The following is a 21,523-nucleotide window of genomic DNA, read 5'->3' as shown; positions in this document are numbered from 1 at the left end:
AACCATTTTTGGCATGCAGGGTGACCATCAGATTACTGCTTATTGTTGCAGCGCAACTTATTTCGCACGAACTAGAGAGTCCAGCCCTCGCCCGGAACCGCTGCCCGCTAAGGCCACACCCGCCGCTAGAGAATCCCCGCGTGGCAAAGCTGTCACTGATCGTTCGACGCAACCGACCCGCACCGTGTGGTACGAAATACGCCAGAACCAGACATGCACCCCATACAGGGCATCGGGCTAGACAAAGGAGTGAGCAATCAACGACGTCCGGATCGACAAGAACAGCGACTTGCGATTGGGGCTTGTCGGCCTCATCGCTGTCGTATTGGCCGTCGCTGGTTGCACAGTCGACGACACCGCAGTTCCGACAGTGGCCGGCCCGGACGCCGCGATGGTCGCCACCGTCGATTGCGGTGATGACGGCGCAGCTACGGTCCGCGCCACTTTCGGGTCACGCGACACGGAGGAGGTGTCGGTGGCACAGGCTCCCGACATTGCGCCGGCCGAAACAGTCCCGATCTATTCCGATGAGTTCAGAGCTGAGGACGGCGCAAACGAATCCACATTGACCATCTGGACATCACCTACCCGCGGAGTGTGCACCACCGCGCTCACTGACCGAGCGACGGGCAATGTACTGGTCCAGGTAACAGGACCAGCAGCAGAGACAGTCGATGGACTGGTGAAATCTGACGGCTAGATGGTGGAGCGTGTCTCCGAATGCCGATGTGATGAAAACTGGCCCGCTCGTCAGCTTGGTCGACGGGTAGCGACCGGTGCGGCCGCGGCCGTGCTGCAAGAGGCCGAGTTCTGATATTCAGGGCTACCAGTACAGCTGGCATTGCATCAGATGCACGATCCCTGAGGCTGCCCGTGCACCCAACCACCTGTTCAATGGACCTAGTTCGCCTCGAGTACTTCGGCCAACTTGCCTGACAAAACCTGGTCCCACCCCCGGGTGAATGCGTTGCGCGCCATCATTTGACGCTTGTCGTCGACATCGAATCCAGTATGTGTGACGACCAGTCGGCTCCCGCGCCCATGCGCATATACGTCCCACCTCACGAACCAGTGCGCAGGTGGCGATGCCCGCAAATCCATCCAACTCCACGTCATCGAACCGGGCAGCGTTACGTCTACAACCTCACAGGCGATCTCGGCCGAAGGACTCGACGGGTGAACCGAGAGGAGGAAATGCGTTCCGAGCACCGCCCCGACGAACCCGGTCGACGGCATGAGCCATCGCTCGATCAGCGCCGGCTCGGTAAGGGCTTGCCAGACGTTCTCGGGCGAACAGCGGTAGAACCGACTTACCTCGACCCTGGAACGATCAGGCTCCAAATCAGGTTCGAAATCCACAGCACTCCACACCCCTTCCCTCTGCCGTCGACCCTCGGTGCCGACAACGGCCACGGCCCTCGCCGCTGCAGAAATCCTTCCTCGGCACGGAGAACCTGCGACGCTCCAGACGATGAGCGATCACTGGGTGCAGCGGTACCAGAATCGCATTGATATCTCTCTGTCGCAACACTTTTCGTGCAGAATTTGTGCAGATCGGAGACTTCACGTCTCGGCGCTCAGGCCGATGATGTGTTCCGCGTGTTCTTCGCCCCAATCGCCAAGGGTTCGTAGCGCTTCGTTGAGACTTTGCCCCAGTGTGGTCAGTGAGTATTCGACTCGAGGTGGTACCTCTGCGAACACTTCACGGTGAACGATGCCATGAGACTGAAGTTCTCGAAGCTGCTGGGTCAACACTTTTTCGCTCACACCAGCGATCGACCGGCGGAGTTCGCCGTGGCGCTTCGCACCATCGTGAAGCTGCCACAAAATCAGTGGCTTCCATTTTCCGCCGACCACGGAGACGGCCGCATCCAAGCCGCATGAGTATTTGCTCCCCGCGAAAGTTGCTGCCATAGCGCAATACTGCCATCGAGGTGGCTACCGCACTTCAAAGTGGGTACTTGTGGGCACGGTTGCAAGAACCCACTCTGACGGTATGAAAATTTCAGTCCTCGGACTCGGTCACATGGGCACCGCAATCGCAACTCACCTGATCGACGAGGGCCACCAGGTAACCGTCTGGAACCGCACACCCTCGCGGGCAACGCCCTTCGCCGACCGTGCACTTCTCGCCGCCGACCCTGCAAAAGCTGCGGCCAGCGCGGACCTGGTCATCGTCTCGACCCTCGACAACACCGCAGCACGAAGCATTCTCGTCTCGGCAGGGGAAGTAATCCGTGCGTCCCTAGTGGTGAACCTCAGCTCGGACACACCCGCCAGTAGCCGGGCTCTGAGTCAGTGGGCTCACGTTCACGGAGTTCGCTATCTGGCCGGTGTCATGGTGACGCCGTCGACGATCATTGGTCAAAGCGGATCGACGATGCTCGTCGCCGGAGACGAAACCGACCTCCATACGGCGATGGCAGTGTTGACCACCATCGCCCCCACCCTGACCGTGCTCGGAAATCGACACGAGCTTCCCGCATCATTCGACACAGCACTGCTCGGCGTGTTCTGGACCACGCTCGCAGCGTGGGCACATGGCACTGCACTGGCAAGAGCGCACGGAATCGACGGCAAATCGATCGCCGCCCAGCTGACAGCAATGGTGCACCTCGCCGCAGACATCGGCCCTGGCTTCGCACGAGACGCCGACAACCGGACATATCCAGCCGAGACCTCGACAATCATGTCGGCCGTGACGACCATGCAGCACGTGACCACCGCGTCCAAGGACGCCGGCGTGGACTCCTCTCTCCCGGCGGCCGTGACAGCTCTCTACGAACACGCGGCGAGCGGACATCAAACGGAGTCACCTTCTCGAGTGAGCGAGGCAATGTGACCCGTGTAGCGGGAAGAACTCGCCGACACGGCCAGGAAATGCGTGAGCATCCTTGACCTCGACAGGGCTTCAGGTTGTGAACTGTCGTCATGAATACATCCACCACGAGCACTGGCGACATCGATGTACTGGTTTCCCTTGTTGCGGAACTCGAACGCGCGCAACGCACAGAGGATGTCGTTGCATTCCTGTCATTGTTCGACGATGACGCAGTGTGGGTGACGTCCGGTGGAGTCCGGCTCATCGGCAAAGCGACCATCGCAGCATTCACGAGAAAGGTCCTGCCTGGCGCGTTTGCCGACGGCAGTGTCCGATACGACGTCGAGCACGTCAGATTCATCACCAGCGATGTTGCTTTGACAGGAGTGAGCCAGGAATATCTGAACGCCGATGGGGACGCACTATCCCCGCCTCGAAAGGGGAAGCCGAGCTATCTCTGGCATCGACAAGATGGTCGGTGGCTCATTGCAAGCGGACAAAACACAACCGTCCCGATCCCCTGAGTACCTGCCGCACGCCTTTCCGGCAGCAGTAAATCGCGTTGCCGAACAATGCCCTTGTCCATCGCCGACATCGCTTCGGCGATTCAACTGATGACGCCTGAAGATTGCGTTGATGTCGTCAAAGAGGTTCGGTTTCTTCGAGGGCAAGGAAGTGGCGTGGCATGGGCCCTGAATGTGCGGTACCTGTGCAGATTCCTCTTCGGTGATCGTCGAGGCTATCTCGCCCGAAGTATATGGCGCTCCAACGGGTGATCACTTATTAGCTTCTGCTGCAGCACTTTTCGCCAAATCCACAAAGCGTGACGTCTTTGAACAGCACGAGTCGTCACGGTTGCCCAAGCGACGGCTCCCGGTCAGGTCGGGCGATCAGCCGTGCGAGGCAACGCTGGGCCACGTCCTCGATTGCCGGCAGTTGCGCGACCATCACCGGCGTCGGCCACTACGCCGAACTCGGAGATTTCGACAACACATGGACGGTGACCTTCGAGGGCGGTCTGTGCAGCCGGTTCGACATGATCAACACCGAACGCGCCCGATGAAGCCGGCCCGACGCCACCGTCGCGTAGGCAGTAGCGTCGAGTGATGACAGAGGACAACCGCTTGGGCGATTACCTTCGTGCCCAGCGCGCGCGGGTCACCCCGGCGGAGGTCGGGCTCCCCGACGTTACAACACCAACCCGGCCGCCGCGCAGGCCGTCGTCGCCGGCATCACCGAAACCGGGGGAACTGCAGTCGCGATGAAGCTCGACGTTTCCGACAGCGCGTCCTTCTCCGCCTTCCACGACTCCCTGCACACCGCACTGGAGACCACCTGGGACCGCACGACGTTCGACTACCTGGTCAACAACGCCGGCTACGGTCTCTACCATCCGATCGGAACCGTGACCGAGCAGCAATTCGACGACCTGTTCAAGGTTCATCTGCGCGGCCCGTTCTTCCTCACCCAGACACTCCTGCCTCTCATTGCCGACGGCGGCCACATCGTGAATCTGGTCAGCGCCACCTCGAGGGTCGCCACCGCCGGGGTCGCGCCGTACGCCAGCTTCAAAGGCGGCCTGGAAGTATTGACGCGGTATCTCGCCAAGGAACTCGGACCCCGTCGTATCCGGGCCAATTCCGTTGCGCCGGGACCGATCCGAACGGAACTCGGCGGCGGCTTGAACGACGAGTTCGAGACCTTGCTGGCGTCGCAGACCGCTCTGGGGCGCGTCGGCGAACCCGAGGACGTGGCCGTAGACGTCGCCGGCCTGCTCTCGGACGACAGTCGGTGGATCAACGCGCAGTCGATCGAACTCGCGGGCGGCTACATGATCTGACCCTGGCCCCCGCCGACGCCGCACCCCGCGGTGCTTCGGCGATCGTTCGGACACGCGACGGTAAGATGGTACACCTGAATTATGTTCAACAGCAATGTAATTGACACAGCCGCTGTGGGGTCTAGCCTCGACCGCATGGCGAAGACATGGATCTGCAGCGGTTGCGGACTCGAACACCCCGCATCACCGGATGCGCCGCCCTTGGACGGCTGCGTCCTCGATCTCGGGCCGGTGTCCGATGAGGAACTCGGTGATCTGGGTCCGCACACCCGCCGATGGCTGACATTCGACGACCTCGCGGGGCAACCACACACCCTCGACTATCGCGATCATGGGCAGGGCGTGCACAGCTTTCGGCGCGCGCCCCGCCTGGGCATCGGGCAGTGGTCGTTCCTGGTGACGACTGCGCAGGGCAACCTGTTGTGGGATCCGCCTGCGTATATCGACGACGAAATCGAGACCCTGGTGTCGGGGCTCGGCGGCGTGGCCGTCATCGCCACCAGTCATCCACACATGTTTGCAGCTCAAGTCAGTTGGAGTCACGCGTTCGGGCGGGCACCGGTGTTGGTCAACGAACAAGGCAAACAGTGGCTGCCTCGAACCGACGATGTCATCGAAACCTGGGACGGTGAGGTACAAATCCTACCCGGAGTCCGCATCATTCGACTCGGCGGCCACATGCCCTCGAGCGCAGTCGCTCTCACCGCCGGAGGTAGTCTGCTCGTCGGAGATACCGTGGCCGGGAGCCTCGACCCCGAGTGGCTCTCCTTCCAACGCAACTATCCTCGGCACGTGCCCCTGTCGGCCGGCACCGTACAGCGGCTCGTCGACTACCTCGAAGCCCTCGACTTCGATCGGCTGTACACACTCGGTGGCGACGCCATCGAACGTGACGCCCACACCGTGTTCAGGAATTCGGCGCGACGCCACATCCGATGGGTCAGTGGCGAATTCGACCACCTGACCTGACGTAAATAGCCCCATCCCGGCGGGACGCGAACGAACAGATCTCAAGAATTCAGACGGCAGTAGCCGCAATCGTTGTCTGCAGCCCAGCATCGATGCGGTCCATGGTCGACGCGAAGGCGTGCGTCATGTCGATATCGAGTCGATCGGACAGGACGAAGATCCACCACAGGCACTCAGCGAGCTTGTGTTTCAGTTGGTCGTCGACGTCACCGTCGATATCCCAGGTGCCGTCGTGTGCGAGTATCAGCCGACCGATGGTGCCGACGTCGTTGGTGAATCCGAGCATCAGTTCGCGCAACGACCACACCTTGCCGTTGAAGCGCTGTTCGAGAATTTCGTAAAGTGCCCGGACTTCGAGGGCGCGGTCTTGCGCGGAGTCGAGATCGACCGGACTTGTCGAGTCTGCAGTAGATGCCATGCCGGCGACGATATAGCCGATCATCTCTCTGGAAGAAGGGTGTAACGCACCCTCCTCGACCTTCGGTCATGATGTACCGGTGCCGATTACCGATCCCTTCCATGCCCTCGTTCTGATGAACGCAGTGTTCGCTTCGGCCGCATGGTGTCTCGCCAAGCCTTCGTGGCCCGCGGCGATATCGCTGGGTGTTACCTCCATTCTGTGGCTGTTCTTCAACGCCCCCATCGAAGGTGCTGTGTTGTACGTGGTCGACGCAGACAGAGGGTTGACCGAATCCGACTTCCTCACGGTTGCTGGGGTGATCCTGGCTGGGGTGACTATCGCCAGAGTCCGACGCAACCAGAGACCGGACGTCGACTCCTGAGCAACTGGTGCTCCACTCCTCGACGACATCGGGGGATTCCCTCCCGTCGGGGTCGCGAGTGGAGCGTCCCGTGCAACCGATGCGGCTCGTCCGCGATGTAGTACTTCAGATGGATGCGCTCTCGACTACCCGGTGATTGACTCTCTCCCGTGAGTCGTCCGATGAGTGTGTCCGTCACCCGAAGCCACTGGCCGATCGTTGTATTGGCATGCGGCGGGGCGGCGTTGGTGGCCGCGTTCGTTCTGGGCCCGGCCGCGTTGCTGCGCGGACGCTATCCCCAGTTCCAGGATCAATCCGTCATGGGTGAGCTGCTCGGCCGCGGCCTGGTCGAATACTGGGGCAGCGGCGTCCGCACCTACCCTCCCGGCTTGGCGGAGATGGTAGATTACTGGTTCGAGTGGCACGCGATCAAGATCGTCATCTCGGTGCTGCTGACCGTGGTTCTGGGTCTGCCCGCGGCTACTCTGTGGCGGCGATCGCTGACAGCCGGCGTAGGCTACGTGGTCGCTGCGGCCACTACGACTGTGCTGTCGTTGTTTTCGGTGTTCGTGGCTGTACTCAACATTCAGTCGACGGTCGCACCCGTAGTCGCATTGCTTCCGATGCTCTCCGCTGACAACGCGGACGGGCAGACTGCGCAGTCACTGATCGAGAACGGTGTGCAGAGCGGAGACACCAGGCCGCCTCTGCTCGAGCTGCTCACACAGGTCGAGCACTACAACTGGGCGGTGATCGGCGCTACCGCCGTGGTGATCGCTGTAGTCGCTACCGGAGCCGTGATCGCATTCCGACGCTACAGGTCGGCGGACGGTGCTCACCGTCGGATGATCGTCGTCCTCGGTTCGCTCGGTGCAGTGATGACGATCGTGATGGCGCTGCTGTTCGTCGCGGCCGTCGTTGCGGTCGTCGATCCTGGAGCAGCCCTGCTCGGCGCGGTCGGTCTCTGACTCTATTGTCGGCTGCGTTCGCGGGCACGCGCCCGGAATTGGCCGAGCGCGAGGACGATCAACGCGACTCCCAACAGGGTGAGGGGAACTTGAGCGCGGGGAGCATGGATGTCGAGTACGACGATCTGCCACACCACCCACCCGATGGTCACCAGACCTTCGCACGTGACATACACCGCAGCTTCGGAGGCGTCGACGAGTACGGCCGCCACGCAGATCAACGGTCCGAGTCCGAGAAAGAACAACACGAACAACCCGGATATACGGTAATCCCAGGTATGCCACGACGGGAGCATCCCGACATTCAAGCCCAACGACCGCCCGGTGGGATCCGAGGTCAACGACACTCCGTTGAACATCCCGGCTGCACCCAACAGGATCAGCAGTGCCACCGTCGAGAGCTTGTTCACGGTGACGTCATGTGTTGGTCGTCCTTCGGTTCGTGGCCGCCGCACCCCGGCGTAGCTGTTGATCCTGCCAGAACGAGGCCGCTCGGTCTTGTTCTATCCGAGAAAGCACTATGCGACACTCAGCGTATGAGCATCAAGCTCGAAAATGTCGGCATCGCCGTCCGCGATATCGAAGCCACGATCGACTTCTTCACCGAGCTCGGCCTCACGGTCCTCGGCCGCGACACGGTCAAAGGTGAGTGGGCAGACACCGCCGTCGGTCTCGACGGCAACCACGCCAAGATCGCAGTGCTGCAAACCCCGGACGGCCTCGGGCGTATCGAGCTGTTCGAGTACATCCATCCCGACGCCATCGAGACGACGCCGACGCTGCCCAACGAGATCGGCATGCACCGCATCGCCTTCTCGGTCGACGACATCGACGCCGCTCTGGCGATTGCAGCCCGCCACGGTTATTTTCCCCTGCGAGGCGTGGCCAATTACGAGGGCGTCTACAAGCTCACCTACCTCCGCGGGCCGAGCGACATTCTTCTGATGTTCGCCCAATCGGTTGCCGCACCCGAAAGCTAGGTCACCGCACTGGCTGCTCGAACAACCGCGTCGAGGGTGGCAGACAGGACGGAGCGATCGATCCCGGCCGCCCATCCGGAGCCTGCGGCAGTGCGATATTCGAGCATCGTGACGGCATCACTGTCGTTGCCGGCTCGCACACTGGTCTGCGTCAAGCCGAGAATCTCCACGTGACGGCCGTGGGCGGCCAACGCTTCGACGAGTGCCTCGACCGGGCCCACTCCTCCGTGTGACGTGCTGAAGGACCTGCCGTCGATCTTCAGTGTGACGCAGGTGTCGGCGGAACCGTTGTCATCGTGAGAGTCGAAGCCGATCAGCGTCACATCGGAGTCGTCGATATCGATGTATTCCGCCCTGAAGATGTCCCAGAGCTGCTCGGCCGACAGTTCGGTACCGATCGAATCGGTACGGGCCTGCACGTGCCGGGCGAGGTCGATCTGAAGGCGGCGCGGGAGTTCGATGCCGTAGCCGGTTTCCAGAAGGTAGGCGATTCCTCCCTTTCCCGATTGCGAATTCACTCGAATGACAGCGTCGTACGAGCGACCGATGTCGTTGGGGTCGATCGGCAGATACGGCACCCGCCATTCGATCTCGCCCTCGGAGCGACCTTCGCTCAGCGCCCGCGTGCGGTGCTCGGAGAAACCCTTCTTGATGGCGTCCTGGTGCGTACCACTGAAGGCGGTGTGCACCAGATCGCCCACATACGGATGCCGAGGATGGATCTCGAGCTGGTTGCAGTACTCGACGGTGCGGCGAATCTGGTCGATGTCGGAGAAGTCGATCATGGGATCGATACCCTGTGCATGCAAATTGAGTGCGAGAGTGGCGATATCGACGTTTCCGGTGCGTTCGCCGTTGCCGAACACACAACCCTCCACCCGTTGAGCACCGGCCAGGACTGCCAACTCGGCGCAGGCAATGCCCGTGCCGCGGTCGTTGTGCGGATGCACCGAGAGGACCACGCTGTCTCGGCGCGCAAGATTGTCGTTCATGTACTCGATCTGGTCCGCATAGACATTCGGTGTCGCCACTTCCACGGTGGCAGGCAAATTCAGGATGACCGGCCGCTGCTGCGTCGCGTCCCACAGAGTCGTGACTGCATCGCAGACGTCGAGAACATAGTCGGGTTCGGTGAGATTGAAGACCTCGGGTGAGAACTCGAACCGCACATTGGGCAGGTCGCCGGCAAGTTCGAGAACGTCGGCCGCACCCGAAAGTATCAGTGAGCGAAGCTCGTTGGCCCCGCGGCCGAGTACCACCTCACGCCACGTCGGAGCGGTGGCGGTGTACATGTGGATCACGACGTCGTTGGTGATGCCGCGAATCGATTCCACCGTTCGCTCGATCAGGTCACGTCGAGCCGGGGTGAAGACCACCACGGTGACGTCGTCGGGTGCGAGGTCGGTGTGGACAAGCAGTCGCACGAAATCGAAATCGGTCTGCGACGCCGACGGATAGCCGACTTCGATTTCCTTGTAGCCCATGGCAACCATCAACTCGAAGAACTGCTTCTTGCGGACAGGATCCATCGGCTCGGGAAGGGCTTGGTTACCGTCGCGGAGATCGACAGGCACCCACAGCGGTGCCTCGGTTAGCCGTCGATCCGGCCAACGACGTTCCGTCAGTGGAATGTCGACCTTCGAGTAGACGTCACGGTAACGATGTGACGGCATCTGGGAGTGCCGCTGCCGATTCCAGGTTGGCGCATCGGACGGCACGGGACCAGCGGGAATGGACAGGGTGGGAAATGCAGACATGGTGGAGGTACCTGTTCTGATCGGACGGTGAGGCGAACCGGCAGGCATCGGGCTCCACGACGGGGTTGCCGGTCCTGGCTATGCCCCGTCGTGGCCGATAAGGAGAAGGCCCGTGAATGTGCGCATGCGAGCAATGTAGCACCACTCCTCAGACAAGCTGAGGAGTAGGGTTCCGGTGTGACCGCGATACGCCGAACATCCTTGGCCGATCAGGCCGCCGAACTGCTGCTTGCCCGAATTCAGTCCGGCGAGTGGCCGATCGGCACCAAACTGCCAGGTGAAACCACCCTTGCCCCGATGTTCGACGTCGGTCGATCGACGATGCGCGAGGCCATCAGGCAACTGGCGGGCCGCGGAATTCTCGTCACCCGGCAGGGCTCCGGAGTCTTCGTCGAATCACTCGACGAAGCACGGACGGAATGGGACCGAGTTCTGCAGCGGGTTCACATCACCGCAGTCCTCGAAGCCCGCCTCGCGATCGAAGGTGAGGCCGCCGCCCTCGCCGCAACCAGACGTACCCCCACCGATCTCGACACCATTCGCAGCTCACTCGACTTGCGCAACACCGCTCGCAGCGATGCAGTCGATTTGGTGAACGCGGACATGGCTTTTCACCGCTTTATCGTGGTCGCGTCACACAACGACATTCTGCTCGGACTCTTCGACTCCATGGCACCACGTCTCCGCGACGCCATGATCGACATGTTGCGAATCGCCGGATCGTTCGGCGACGATGCAGACCACGACACGCACGCAGACGTCGTCGAGGCAATCGCGGCCCGAGATTCACAACGAGCTCACGCCCTCACACGCGCGCACCTGCTGGAGTTGTCGGCCTCGATGAACCCGTCGACGTAACGGGCCGCGGAACGTAGCGCAGCACAAACCAGTGAGGGTGGTTTAGATTAGGGCATCCAAACTACGCTCGAAGGAGACTCGATGAATCCAGTGGTGAATCGGCGGACTGCGTTGTCGATGACGTTCGTGTCGGTCGCCGGTCTCGTCGTCGCCGGGTGCGCCAACGGCTCGACGGCACCTGCGGACACTTCGGATTCCGGGTCGCATGCCGAGAACGGCGCGTTCCCCGTGACGGTCGAGCACAAGCTCGGATCGACAACCATCGAGGCTGCCCCAACTCGTATCGCCGCGGTGGGCATCGGCGACTCCGACGTCCTGCTGTCGTTGGGTCTGACGCCCGTGCTGGTGCCGGTGTGGAAGGGCTCGACCGACGACGGCATCGGTATCTGGGCCGAACCCACTGTGAAGGGCGACGAACCGGTCGCACTGGCGAATGCGACGACCGAGTTCGACGTGGAGACGATCGCCGCTGCTTCCCCCGATCTGATCATTGCCGTCAACAACGCCATCGACGAGGACGTCTACGCGCAGCTCAGTGCAATCGCGCCGACGGTGCTGCACGCTGCCGACCAGACCGACTGGGTGCTTCCCTGGCAGGAAGTCACCACCAGAATCGGACGCGCGGTGGGCTTGCCGAGCGCCGCTCAGGCCGAGGTCGATCGCGTCGAAACCCTTGTGGCGCAGGCTAGAACAGACAATCCACAGTACGTCGGCAAGACGGCGGCCTTGGTGATCAGGTGGAGCGACGGCAAGCTGCGCGCATTCAGTCCGAACTCGGCGCGGGCCCAGCTGTTGACCGCACTCGGTTTCGAGCCTCCCGCCGCCTTGGCGTCCCGATTCGAAGGCAAGCTGAACACCGAACTGTCGGCAGAAAGCTACAGCCTTCTCGAATGCGACTACCTGTTCTTCGACAATTACGAACTGGCTCGCGAATCGATGCAGTCGCAGGAGACGTTCACCAATCTCGGAGTCGTGCGCAGTGGTGGTTTGATTGCGCTGGATCCCATTGTCTCCGATGCAGTTTCGATGCCCAATCCATTGACCATCCCCTTCGTGTTGTCGGCGTTCATCGACGACATCAAGACAGTCGACGCGGCCAGATAGCGTCCGACATCAACGACCACACACCGAGCACGAGCGCAGGCGCGGCGATGCAGCCGGCGACCACCAACCATGGGGTGGCCGCTGCGACGCTGCCGTCGTCGAGGCGATCGTAGAGATACCCGACGCCGATAGTGCCGATCAGTGACAGACATCCACCGATGGTGTTGAGAAGTCCGAAATGTGCACCCAGATATTGCTCCCCAGCGATTCGGGCCAATGTGTCTCGCATCGAGGGCACCATCAACATCTGACCCAGATGCAGGAGGGCAATCCATCCTGCGATCTGCAGATACGGCCACACCGATGTGGCTACGTTCGCTGGACCGAGGGCGGGAATCACGAAAGAGGCTGCCATCACAGCCAATCCGACGGTCGTTGCCGCCCGCGATCCCATCCATGCCGCAACCGCCACCATCGGTCGCTGGCCAACTATCACCAGTACCGCCGCCCCCACGTAGAACCACCCGAGCAGATCCTGCGAACCGACGCGTAGCGAGAGTTGCTCGGGCAGCATCAGATACAACTGAGCGAGTGCGACGAACTGCGCGCTGCACAGAGTGGCCAGAACGACGTAGCGTCGGTTGCTCAACACCACGCGCCAGACTCGAGTGATGGATGTACCGACGACGCCGCCGGTTGCGGTAGCCGCAGGAAACAGGAAGTAGAAGCCGATCCACATACCCGCGAACAGGATTGCGGCCACGCCGGCGGAAGCCGAGAACGGAAACACCAGCAGCACCGCTCCCAATGCGGGACCGAGGACGGTGCCGAGCCGACTGCTCATCTGTTCGTAGCCGAACAGTTCGGTGCGTTTGATGACGCCTGCGTCTTCGAGCTGCCGGCCGATATCGGCGTTGGCCGACTCCACTGCCGGGGCAAACAATGCTGCGGCGAAACCGATCAGCAGAATTCCGACGATCACCGCGGCCAGACTGCTCGCGAGCGCCAACACACCGAAGCCGACGATGCGTATTGCGATGCCCCACAGAATGACCGGGCGTCTGCCGAATCGATCGGCAATGCTGCCGCCGAGGAAGAACATGCCTTGCTGACTGAACGTGCGAAGTCCCAACACGAGGCCGACGATCCAGCTCGCGAATCCGAGCTCCTCGGACAGATGGACCGCAAGAAACGGAACCACCAGATAGAAGCCGACATTGAACAACACCATTGATACCAACACGAGCTTGACCACCGGCGGTAGGTCTCGCAGTCGACCTCGCGCCGACGCAGCACCGAATCCAGGGTTGATCGTCACGAGCGTCGACACTACTGGCGCGGCGGCCCCCGTGGTCCCCTCAGCCTCGGCAGCTCGGCCCGCCGCGAACTGGCTCCGTCGGCCGCCGATCTTTGATCGGGGGGGGTGTTCAGCCGAATGCACGCGCTCGAGTGATCACGTGTTCTCCGTGAGGTCTCCCATGCGTGTGGTGCCGCCGTTCCTATCGCGCCACACCGCTGCCTCGTCAACGAGCTGGGGCTCATGAACCCGCCGGCATCACCCCACGGCCACGCGGTGTGCGCCTCGGCCACTGCGTTCTGGACGAGATCAGCCATCGACCACAACGCAGCATCTTCATGGGCATCGATATACGCACCGGTGCCGTTGCCGTTCAGGCCGTTAGCTCGCTGACCCGCGATGGTGACCGCGCTCGCAAGCCACACCGCACCGCCGTCGGGGTCGTACTCGGCTACCCAATCGATGTGTTCGATGACGCCGCTGTACTGGCGCACATGCAGATCACGGCCGAGTCGTTGGATAGCACGCATCCACGGGTCAGGCAGGTCGGCATGCGTTATCTCGACTCCCTGTGACGGCGTCCATGTCCCGGTCAACACTTGCTCTCGGTCTGGGAAGAAGTGGTGCACGGCGTGAGTATCTCAGCTGCACATAAGCGACTACTTGGGTGCCGCTGCTCCCTGTTAGGTTTGCCGGCATGAGGTGGTCGATCATCCCGATTGCGGCAGTGGTCGTCGCAACCGCATGCGGCACACCGTCCGAGGACCCGCCCAGCACCGCGTCGCCGACGTCCGAGCGCTATTTCACCACCGCTCCTGACAACGCTCCCGTCGACGAAACAGCTGTATGCGTGGACTCCAACCAGCCGAACATCACCGAGGGCGACTACGTCACGTACTGGCAGACCGTCTTCGACGACCAGCGTGCCACCTACCCGGATCAATCGTTCCCATCACCTGAACAACTTGCCGAAGACAAGCGCACGGAGTGGCGGCAAGGGCCGAACGACGAAGTTCCGAGTGGCGCAGACGCAGCCTTCTCACGTGCAGTGTGCGGCATGTCCATCAACGACGGGACGCTTCACTCGGGAGTCGAATTCCGCGCTCTACGAGGCCAGGTTGCGCAATACGGACGAGCGGTGTGCAGCTCGATCGCCGGTTCCGGAGTCCGTCAGATGTGGGAGCAACTGCATCCGACCGACCGGGCGGCCCCGTCGATTCCTGGCGATCAGGCAGCCCAATTCGAGCTTCTCGTTTATTCGGCACTGGCACAGGTATGTCCGCAACTAGCTGACTATCAGGGCCTGCCCGTGATGCAGAACTGTGCCGACATCACGCCCGACCCGTTGGCAGATCCCGAAGCGCGTGTTTTCTGTCGCGGTGAACGCTGAGCTCAGGTCTGCCGGGGACAGCACTCGCATTGTCGCTGGCGGTCGTTCACCACATCCGCGCCTCGTGGACGAAGCCGACCTCCGTTCATACCTGAGGTTTCACACAGGACTGAGTCGTGTTCGCAGCAAACAGAATTCGTTCCCTTCGGGGTCTGCGAGCACGTGCCACGACTCCTGGCCGGTCTGACCGATCTCCACTCGTCGTGCGCCGAGCGTAAGAAGTCGTTCCAGTTCGGCGTCCTGATCCTGATCGGTTGCGCTCACGTCGATGTGCAAGCGAGGCTTCGCCTTTTCGGGGTTCTCGTTGCGACTGAGGATGATGGTCGGCTGCGACCCTCCGAACCCGTCGCGCGCACCGATCTCCACGGAACCGTCGTCCTCCCTATCCAATACGACGAAGTCCAACACCTCACACCAGAACGTGGCCAAGGCCTCGGGATCGCGACAATCGAGCACGAGTTCACTGATTCGACATGCCATGCGCGCGAAGCTACACCACCCGAGCGCCTTTACGGACACTGATTCCACAACCCAGAAGGATGTCCGCGCAGATGGAGGGATTCAGGTGAAGCGGAGCGAGTGACTCGGTAGTCCCGCCACACCCTGTGCGGCGAACGCCGTCCAGATCTGCTGCATCTCAGCGGCCAAGCGAGCAGGTGGTCTTTGCCCGTTCAGCATCGGCGCGTCCGACCAATCCCCACCGAACAGAAACGGAAGTTCGAGACAATGACTGGCACCGAGGGATGAACTCTCGGGCGCCCAATCGAATCGGTACGTCGCGACCTCGCCTCCGCTCTCACGCCAGATCCGTGCGACAGCATCGATATCGAACATTGTGGACGTTGCTCGCGAAACGATGCGCGAGAACAACATTCGCCCTAGTGGCCCCCATCTGCGCAGTCGTGCTCCTCGGGGATCCATCGCAACGAACGGAGCGGCGTCGTCTTTCGTATTGCCGATGAGCAGCTCCACACCCGCGGCGCGGGCTTCGAGAGCAGACGCCAGATCGCCCGGCAGTGGATCGTCTCCGGCAACGGGGTGAAAGGGCATGCGCCCGGTCGCCGGAGCGTCGACCATCGCCGACGCCACCGTCTTCTCTCCGGCCAGCACCTCAGCAGCGGGTGCCGTCGCGGCGTCGAGGTCCCTGGATGTGAAGTGGGCTGTGAATGCGCGCTGCGCGATCGTGTGTTGCGCTGCTCGTTCGGTGACGCCGTTGGGGGCACTTTGGACGATCGCTCGATGGAACAACCCTCGGGCGGAGTCTGCTGCGATCATCGACAGAACCGAGTCGGCACCGGCGGACTGACCGAAGATCGTGACGTTGGCAGGGTCGCCTCCGAATGCCGCGATGTTCGACGCCACCCACCGCATGGCCTCGATCTGATCCTTCAGTCCCAGGTTGGTTCGTCCGTTACCCGTGGGATCGAGGTAGCCGAAGCCGCCGAGTCGATAAGTCACGCAGACCACGATCACTCCGTTGCGCACCAACGGATCTGGATCGTACTTCGAGGCTTCCCCACCTCCGGACACGTACGCGCCGCCGTGAAACCACACCATCACGGGCAGTTCCGGCGCTGCACTCGGAGCTGTCACGCTCAGTACCTGACAATTTTCGCTCTGTCGTAATTCGTTCCCGATGGGGCCGTTCACACCCTCGAGACGCGAAGGATTCTGACAGCACATCGGACCTCTGGTGGTTGCATCCAACTCGGCGTCCGGGCTCAGGATCGGTTCGGGATCCTCATACCGCTGCGCGACGGCGTAGGCAATACCGCGAGCGTGAACGATGCCGTCGACCTCGTCGACAGTCAGGTGGCCACTGGTGGTGGAAATCGCACTCATGTCAGATCCTTCAATATCAAAGTGTTTGATACTGATAGAGTCCGCTTCGGAGGTGGAAATGTCAACAGACCCGCTCGAAGAGCCGCTCGCGCACTGGCGCCGAGAGTTCCCGACGGCAAACTTGCGAGGGCTCGAGCTCAGTGGACGGCTCCGAGCGCTCGAACACGACATGGAGCGGTTACGCGCCGAGCAACTGGCCCCGTTCGATCTCGACGCCAGGGAGTGGGATGTATTGTCCGCGCTGTGGCGTCGACGTGATGCGTCGGTGTCGATGAGCGACCTCGCCACCGAGCTTCTGGTGGTCGCAGGCTCGGTCACCCACCGGGTGTCCGGGCTGGAGCGACGCGGATACGTGCAGCGATCAATGGACCCACACAGTCGCCGTCGCGTGCTCGTCACCCTGACCCCAGCCGGCATCGACCGAGTGCAGGCGGCCTTGCCCACGGTGCTCGGCACCCCGGGCCATGCGAAAACCGACCTGACCGACGACGACCTGGACCAGCTGAACACGCTCCTGCGAAGGCTGCACCAAGGACTGCTCCCGTGAACGGTGCAAACGAAAAGGGGTGGCCCGGGTATCGCACCCCGACCACCCCTGATCGCAAAGCGTCTACACGACTACAATTCCCGCGAACACTGCGACGCCGACAAGCACAGCTCCCGTGAACGCCTGAACCCGACGGTCGACGACGCACATGAGCGAGAGGAAGCCGGGCATCGATCCGCCCCGGCGGGTGTGCACGATAGCCAGCGCACTCGGCATGCAGCGGCCGAGCGAGACCGTCACGAAGAGTGCCGCACCCAGCGCGGGCGAGCCCATCGCTGCCACACCCAGTGCCATCAGGTAGTACGCACTCGACCGGATGTAGATCAAGAAGCCCGGTCCGATGACGGCACCGAACAGCAGGGATACCTTCCACGGTTCCATACTCCGCCGCAGATGACGCGGTAGCTGCTGCCGACGCATCGGAGTCGGCATCGAGATCAGGCCCAGTTCGTGCAATCCGTATGCGAGAGCGAGGGCGGCCCACACACCGAGCAGCGCGGCCATCGGCACAGCACCCGAGAAGACTCCCCCGACGGCACCGATCGCGGCACCCGTGACCGAACCGGTGACGACGGAACCCAGTGCGTGCCAACCGAGTCGACGGACCGGGGTAGATGACCCCTTACGCCCGGGTTGCTTGGGTGCTACGACAACTCCCGCGACGGACATTCCGCACGTCGACCAGTTGGCCGCCAGTGCCGTGACGGCTCCCGCGGCGACGACGACACCGGTCAGCCCGGTCGCGGCAGTCGGAGTGGACGCGAGTGCAGCACCCGCGCCGATCGCAGCGGCAGCCGAAATGAGCACGGTGCGTGTGCCGAGACCCACCGAGCTCTGCAGGGTCGGTCTGATCTGGGGCATATCCTGTTGCAGTGCAGTGTGATCGATGATCGTGGTCATGGATACCTCCTCGATTTCTGTGGTGGTGCACATCAGCCGACGTGAACCGTTCCGGACATGTACGGGTGAATCGAGCAGTGGTACTCCACGTCACCCGGCGTGTCGAACGTGAACCGAAACGTGCTGTCTCCGTTGACACCGCTGTCGAACACGCCGTCGGCGTGAACTTCGTGGAGCAGTCCGCCATCGTCGAACTGCCACTCGACGGTGCCGCCGACCGGAATGCTCACCTCTTGCGGATCGAACCGGACGTTGCTGATGAGCACGGTGGCGTCGATGTCGGGTTCGGACGAGCACCCGGCGGCGATCGCCAGGATGGAGACCGCCACCACCGTTCTCACTCCTCGACGACGACCGTGCCGAGCATCATCGGGTGCGGGGTGCAGTGATAGTCGAATGTGCCTGCCTCCTCGAAGGTGTAGGAGTAGCTACCTTCGGTCAGCAGCTCGCTCTTGAAGGTCTCGTCGGCCGTCTCGACCACATCGTGCGGCAGACCGTTGTCGTCGAAGATCCACTCGACGGTCTCGCCCTTCTTGATGGTCACCGAGGCCGGGCTGTAGCTCATGTTCTCGACTCGGACGGTCGCCGCGGGGGCATCGCTTCCCGAGTCGCTACTGCATGCTGTCAGGCCCAGCAGCGCCACCAGCGCAGCGAGCAGGACAAGAATCTTCTTCATGGGTTACCTCTCATCTGATGTACATCAAGTTCGCCGTCATACCGGCTTCGAAGTGGTAGGCGTTGTGGCAGTGGAACATCCACTCGCCGGGGTTGTCCGCGTCGAAGTCGATCGCCAACGAGGTTCCGGGCAGGACGTTGACGGTGTCTCGGCGCAGCCCGCCGTAGTCCGGAACGGCGAACGTGTGTCCGTGCGTGTGCATCGGGTGCCACATGGTCGACGTGTTGTTCATGGTGATGCGAATTCGCTCGCCCTGCTTCATGACGAGCTTGCCCGCATCGGATCCGGCCATCGCCCACACGTACCGATCACCGGCCTGCAGCAGATCCACCGAGAACTCGCGGTCGGGAGTTCTGTCGGCCAACTTCGACTTCTCTGCCGGCCGGAGCTCACTCTCGAGAACCAGCTCACGCCCCAGCTCCGGAATAGGTCCTCCGACATCAGGATTCGACATGGGTGCGGCGTCCGTGCTGCGCAGTACCGTCGACGCGTATCCCGGTCGGCCCTCCACTGCGGCCACCATCGGCCATGCTCCGGAAGCGACCGTCACCAGTACGTCGTATCGCTGCGCCATACCGATGAGAATCGCATCGGTCTCGACCGGCACCACGTCGAAGCCGTCGACGGCAACGATCGTCATGCGGTGTCCGGCGACCGCGAACCGATACGGAGTCTCCGCTCCCGCGTTGATGATTCGCAGCCGTAGTCGAGATCCGGCAGCAGCCTCGACGACAGCAGGGTCATTGGGAGGTCGGCCGTTGATCAGGTGGAGCGGATAGGCGATGTGCTGCGTCATGCCCCCGAGCACCTGAGACTCCCCGTGTCCCGACGAGGTCAACGACGCTGCAACCGTGGCTTCGTCTGCGCCGATCGGAGCCGGAGCCGCTGCCCCGCCGTGACCGGCGTGACCGCCGCCGTGCAGTTCCGGATTCAGCGCTGCCATGATCGCGTCGGGTGTGGTTCCCAGGCCGTCGACCCAGTCGTCGAGTACCAGAACGGCATCGGCGTCGGCACCGGAATTGTCGTTGGGGTCTTCCACGATCAGCGCCCCGAACAGGCCACGGTCGGCCTGCAAGCCGGAATGCGAGTGGTACCAGTACGTCCCGGGATCGGGGGCGATGAACGAGTAGTCGAATGTACTGCCCGGAACTATTGCCTCCTGTGTCACGGGTGGTACGCCGTCCATGTCGTTGCGAATCCGGATGCCGTGCCAATGGATACTCGTGTCGCTCGACAGGGAGTTGGTGACCGATGCGCGCATCGTGTCGCCGGCCGTGAGCCGTAGCTCCGGCGCTACCGCACCGTTTCCGTAGGTCCACGTGTTCACCAGACGCCCGCCCAGGTCCACTGCTGCCATGCCGGCGCCGAGAGCGTACGTTGCCGTCTTTCCGGAGGATGCGCGTGCCGCCTCGGCAGCAGCGACCTCTGGGTCGGTCGGCTTGATGTAGTTCAACTTGTCCGTGGATCCGGATGTCCCCTCGGTGGAGGTGCTGCATCCGGCGACACCGAGTGCACCGATTCCCGCCAGGCCGACGCCTGCTGTCGCGAGGGACAGAAAGCGGCGTCGGCCCAGCATCGACCGGGTGTCGGGCGAAGTCACTCGATTTCCTCGGGCGTGATCAGATTCGTGACGGGGTTGACTGCGCCGTCGATGTCGACGGAGCTGACCTGCTGACCTGTCGCGGCGTCGAAACCGACGAGCTTCTGCGGCGCTTCGCCGTCGACCTCGGCACCGTCGCCCAGCACGTAGAACGTCTTACCGTCCAGACTGAACGCCATCGAGGAGAAGCTCTCGATGCCGATGTCCGCCAACGTCAACGAGCGAACGGGTGCAAGATTCGCAGCGTCGGACAGTACTATCTTCGCCACCGAGCCACCGCGCACAGAGTCCGGATGGATGATGCTGTCGGTGTAGGTGATGGCCATGCGGGTCGCGTCGGCGTTGATGACGTTCTCCGAGAAACGCCCGGACGGGTCGCCGGCGTTTCCGATCGGCTTCACTGCCTCGGTGGGAAGTCCGTTCGAGAAGTCGAAGACGAACACGTCGCCGTTCTCACTGACGAGCAGAGCCTTCTTCGCGTCCTCAGCGAATGTCGTCTTGCGAGTACTGACGAAGTCGTCCGGGAGGACCTTCTCGCGGCCCACCTCGGTGGGCACACCGTCGTCACCGATGTTGACGTGCAGCAACTCTCGGGTGTCCTCGCACACGCTGTACAGATCATGGCCGACCATCCAGGTGAACGGCCCACAGCCGATCATGCGGAGTGCACCCGATTCCTTGCCGGCCTCGAGATCCACGACGCGAATTCCGTAGAGTCCGTCGTCCCAGCTGACGAAGTACTTGCCGTCGGAGGTGACGGCGTTCGACCCTTCCCGCGAGTGCACGCGTGCCACATCGGGGAGTTCGGCCTCTTTGGGTTCGAGTAGGTTTCCCGAATAGGTGCTGACGGTGAAGTCCGCGGCTCCGCGCGATCCGCGCGGCCGCCATACCTCGGCTGCGATGATGGCCGGGTCGCTGCTGGTCTCGCCGACGAACCCGTGCACCACCGGATCCCAGATTCCCGCCCCGACGGTCACTCGGGTGGTGACCTTGCCGGTCGCGGGATCGAGTGCGTTGACGGTCATTTCCAGCTTCCCGAAGCCGCCCTCGATACCGAGGATCTGATTCGCACCGATCGGGGTGATCTCTCCGACGTGGAGCGGCTCGGGGATCTGGCCCGTGATCTCCTGATCCTCCTCACCGAGACCGATTCCCTCACCGGGCGCGGTGAATTCGACCGACGGGTAGGTGACCTCGGTCGAGGAGGCCGAGTCCTCGGTGTCGTCGCTCGACGAGCTGCACGACGTCATCGCCAGTAGGGCGGCCAACGGTG

27 protein-coding genes are annotated in these 21,523 nt (G+C 62.4%); 13 read left to right on the top strand and 14 right to left on the bottom strand.

The window, feature by feature from the left end:
• Positions 1 to 289 precede the first annotated feature (289 nt).
• Positions 290 to 700, top strand: a complete 411-nt coding sequence (locus ACQR3T_RS16000) for a hypothetical protein (protein ID WP_428694089.1) — start codon at positions 290 to 292, stop codon at positions 698 to 700.
• 200 nt (positions 701 to 900) lie between these two features.
• On the opposite strand, the gene ACQR3T_RS15995 is transcribed toward ACQR3T_RS16000, so the two are convergent.
• Complete coding sequence (locus ACQR3T_RS15995; protein ID WP_428694088.1) at positions 901 to 1,359, bottom strand: SRPBCC family protein; 459 nt, start codon at positions 1,357 to 1,359, stop codon at positions 901 to 903.
• A 204-nt stretch (positions 1,360 to 1,563) separates the two neighbouring features.
• A complete protein-coding gene (locus tag ACQR3T_RS15990) occupies positions 1,564 to 1,914 on the bottom strand; it encodes a winged helix-turn-helix transcriptional regulator (RefSeq protein WP_428694087.1) in 351 nt (116 codons plus the stop codon).
• On the opposite strand from ACQR3T_RS15990, the gene ACQR3T_RS15985 reads away from it, so the two are divergent.
• The 5 genes from ACQR3T_RS15985 to ACQR3T_RS15965 all read left to right on the top strand — a co-directional run bounded on the left by ACQR3T_RS15985 (position 1,889) and on the right by ACQR3T_RS15965 (position 5,630).
• A complete protein-coding gene (locus ACQR3T_RS15985; RefSeq protein ID WP_428694086.1) occupies positions 1,889 to 2,842 on the top strand; it encodes an NAD(P)-dependent oxidoreductase in 954 nt (317 codons plus the stop codon). The genes ACQR3T_RS15990 and ACQR3T_RS15985 overlap by 26 nt on opposite strands.
• A gap of 89 nt (positions 2,843 to 2,931) precedes the next feature.
• Positions 2,932 to 3,345 (top strand): SgcJ/EcaC family oxidoreductase, encoded by a 414-nt coding sequence (locus tag ACQR3T_RS15980; RefSeq protein ID WP_428694085.1) that lies wholly within the window; start codon positions 2,932 to 2,934, stop codon positions 3,343 to 3,345.
• Between the two features lie 308 nt (positions 3,346 to 3,653).
• A complete protein-coding gene (locus tag ACQR3T_RS15975) occupies positions 3,654 to 3,884 on the top strand; it encodes a hypothetical protein (protein WP_428694084.1) in 231 nt (76 codons plus the stop codon).
• A gap of 168 nt (positions 3,885 to 4,052) precedes the next feature.
• Positions 4,053 to 4,661, top strand: a complete 609-nt coding sequence (locus ACQR3T_RS15970; RefSeq protein WP_428694404.1) for an SDR family NAD(P)-dependent oxidoreductase — start codon at positions 4,053 to 4,055, stop codon at positions 4,659 to 4,661.
• Between the two features lie 135 nt (positions 4,662 to 4,796).
• Positions 4,797 to 5,630, top strand: coding sequence for a hydrolase (locus tag ACQR3T_RS15965; RefSeq protein ID WP_428694083.1), 834 nt, complete (start codon positions 4,797 to 4,799; stop codon positions 5,628 to 5,630).
• Between the two features lie 49 nt (positions 5,631 to 5,679).
• Here ACQR3T_RS15965 and ACQR3T_RS15960 read toward each other — a convergent pair whose 3' ends face one another.
• A complete protein-coding gene (locus ACQR3T_RS15960; RefSeq protein ID WP_428694082.1) occupies positions 5,680 to 6,048 on the bottom strand; it encodes a hypothetical protein in 369 nt (122 codons plus the stop codon).
• Positions 6,049 to 6,127: 79 nt separating this feature from the next.
• Here ACQR3T_RS15960 and ACQR3T_RS15955 point away from each other — a divergent pair, with 79 nt between their 5' ends.
• On the top strand, positions 6,128 to 6,412 hold the full coding sequence (locus ACQR3T_RS15955; RefSeq protein WP_428694081.1) for a hypothetical protein: 285 nt from the start codon (positions 6,128 to 6,130) through the stop codon (positions 6,410 to 6,412).
• A 161-nt stretch (positions 6,413 to 6,573) separates the two neighbouring features.
• Positions 6,574 to 7,359 carry a hypothetical protein gene (locus ACQR3T_RS15950; RefSeq protein ID WP_428694080.1) on the top strand — a complete coding sequence of 262 codons (786 nt, stop codon included), beginning with the start codon at positions 6,574 to 6,576 and terminating at the stop codon, positions 7,357 to 7,359.
• Between the two features lie 2 nt (positions 7,360 to 7,361).
• On the opposite strand, the gene ACQR3T_RS15945 is transcribed toward ACQR3T_RS15950, so the two are convergent.
• Entirely contained in the window at positions 7,362 to 7,769 is a 408-nt protein-coding gene (locus tag ACQR3T_RS15945; protein WP_428694079.1) for a hypothetical protein, read from the bottom strand.
• A gap of 126 nt (positions 7,770 to 7,895) precedes the next feature.
• Here ACQR3T_RS15945 and ACQR3T_RS15940 point away from each other — a divergent pair, with 126 nt between their 5' ends.
• On the top strand, positions 7,896 to 8,339 hold the full coding sequence (locus ACQR3T_RS15940; protein WP_032377643.1) for a VOC family protein: 444 nt from the start codon (positions 7,896 to 7,898) through the stop codon (positions 8,337 to 8,339).
• On the opposite strand, the gene ACQR3T_RS15935 is transcribed toward ACQR3T_RS15940, so the two are convergent.
• Positions 8,336 to 10,096 (bottom strand): 2-isopropylmalate synthase, encoded by a 1,761-nt coding sequence (locus ACQR3T_RS15935; RefSeq protein ID WP_428694078.1) that lies wholly within the window; start codon positions 10,094 to 10,096, stop codon positions 8,336 to 8,338. The genes ACQR3T_RS15940 and ACQR3T_RS15935 overlap by 4 nt on opposite strands.
• A 177-nt stretch (positions 10,097 to 10,273) precedes the next feature.
• Here ACQR3T_RS15935 and ACQR3T_RS15930 point away from each other — a divergent pair, with 177 nt between their 5' ends.
• Positions 10,274 to 10,954: a FadR/GntR family transcriptional regulator gene (locus tag ACQR3T_RS15930; RefSeq protein WP_428694077.1), complete on the top strand. Its 681-nt coding sequence runs from the start codon at positions 10,274 to 10,276 to the stop codon at positions 10,952 to 10,954.
• A gap of 81 nt (positions 10,955 to 11,035) precedes the next feature.
• Entirely contained in the window at positions 11,036 to 12,058 is a 1,023-nt protein-coding gene (locus ACQR3T_RS15925; protein WP_428694076.1) for an ABC transporter substrate-binding protein, read from the top strand.
• Here ACQR3T_RS15925 and ACQR3T_RS15920 read toward each other — a convergent pair.
• On the bottom strand, positions 12,033 to 13,316 hold the full coding sequence (locus ACQR3T_RS15920; RefSeq protein ID WP_428694075.1) for an MFS transporter: 1,284 nt from the start codon (positions 13,314 to 13,316) through the stop codon (positions 12,033 to 12,035). The genes ACQR3T_RS15925 and ACQR3T_RS15920 overlap by 26 nt on opposite strands.
• Positions 13,317 to 13,327: 11 nt before the next feature.
• Complete coding sequence (locus ACQR3T_RS15915) at positions 13,328 to 13,825, bottom strand: hypothetical protein (protein WP_428694074.1); 498 nt, start codon at positions 13,823 to 13,825, stop codon at positions 13,328 to 13,330.
• Between the two features lie 167 nt (positions 13,826 to 13,992).
• Between ACQR3T_RS15915 and ACQR3T_RS15910 the strand changes: the two genes are divergently transcribed.
• Complete coding sequence (locus ACQR3T_RS15910; protein WP_428694073.1) at positions 13,993 to 14,685, top strand: hypothetical protein; 693 nt, start codon at positions 13,993 to 13,995, stop codon at positions 14,683 to 14,685.
• A 99-nt stretch (positions 14,686 to 14,784) separates the two neighbouring features.
• Here the strand turns inward: ACQR3T_RS15910 and ACQR3T_RS15905 are convergent, their stop codons facing one another.
• Positions 14,785 to 15,165 (bottom strand): VOC family protein, encoded by a 381-nt coding sequence (locus tag ACQR3T_RS15905; RefSeq protein ID WP_037173111.1) that lies wholly within the window; start codon positions 15,163 to 15,165, stop codon positions 14,785 to 14,787.
• Between the two features lie 81 nt (positions 15,166 to 15,246).
• The gene (locus ACQR3T_RS15900) at positions 15,247 to 16,527 is read right to left on the bottom strand and encodes a carboxylesterase family protein (RefSeq protein ID WP_428694072.1); all 1,281 of its coding nucleotides are present in this window, start codon (positions 16,525 to 16,527) and stop codon (positions 15,247 to 15,249) included.
• Positions 16,528 to 16,585: 58 nt separating this feature from the next.
• On the opposite strand from ACQR3T_RS15900, the gene ACQR3T_RS15895 reads away from it, so the two are divergent.
• Positions 16,586 to 17,074 (top strand): MarR family winged helix-turn-helix transcriptional regulator, encoded by a 489-nt coding sequence (locus tag ACQR3T_RS15895; RefSeq protein ID WP_052070370.1) that lies wholly within the window; start codon positions 16,586 to 16,588, stop codon positions 17,072 to 17,074.
• Positions 17,075 to 17,137: 63 nt separating this feature from the next.
• On the opposite strand, the gene ACQR3T_RS15890 is transcribed toward ACQR3T_RS15895, so the two are convergent.
• Genes ACQR3T_RS15890 through ACQR3T_RS15870 form a run of 5 tightly spaced genes read right to left on the bottom strand, consistent with a single transcriptional unit; the run spans position 17,138 to position 21,500 of the window.
• Positions 17,138 to 17,974, bottom strand: a complete 837-nt coding sequence (locus tag ACQR3T_RS15890; RefSeq protein WP_428694071.1) for a methylamine utilization protein — start codon at positions 17,972 to 17,974, stop codon at positions 17,138 to 17,140.
• Positions 17,975 to 18,006: 32 nt separating this feature from the next.
• The gene (locus ACQR3T_RS15885) at positions 18,007 to 18,303 is read right to left on the bottom strand and encodes a biphenyl 2,3-dioxygenase (RefSeq protein WP_230591269.1); all 297 of its coding nucleotides are present in this window, start codon (positions 18,301 to 18,303) and stop codon (positions 18,007 to 18,009) included.
• Positions 18,304 to 18,311: 8 nt separating this feature from the next.
• Positions 18,312 to 18,650 carry a plastocyanin/azurin family copper-binding protein gene (locus ACQR3T_RS15880; RefSeq protein ID WP_032377638.1) on the bottom strand — a complete coding sequence of 113 codons (339 nt, stop codon included), beginning with the start codon at positions 18,648 to 18,650 and terminating at the stop codon, positions 18,312 to 18,314.
• Positions 18,651 to 18,660: 10 nt separating this feature from the next.
• Entirely contained in the window at positions 18,661 to 20,226 is a 1,566-nt protein-coding gene (locus tag ACQR3T_RS15875; RefSeq protein ID WP_428694403.1) for a multicopper oxidase family protein, read from the bottom strand.
• Positions 20,227 to 20,246: 20 nt separating this feature from the next.
• On the bottom strand, positions 20,247 to 21,500 hold the full coding sequence (locus ACQR3T_RS15870) for a hypothetical protein (protein ID WP_428694402.1): 1,254 nt from the start codon (positions 21,498 to 21,500) through the stop codon (positions 20,247 to 20,249).
• Between the last annotated feature and the right edge of the window lie 23 nt (positions 21,501 to 21,523).

Origin of the sequence: Rhodococcus sp. IEGM1428, from assembly GCF_050321865.1 — a bacterium.
GTDB lineage: Bacteria > Actinomycetota > Actinomycetes > Mycobacteriales > Mycobacteriaceae > Rhodococcoides.
The sequence above is the reverse complement of the archived record's forward strand: the minus strand, read 5'-3'. Positions and strand labels throughout refer to the sequence as shown.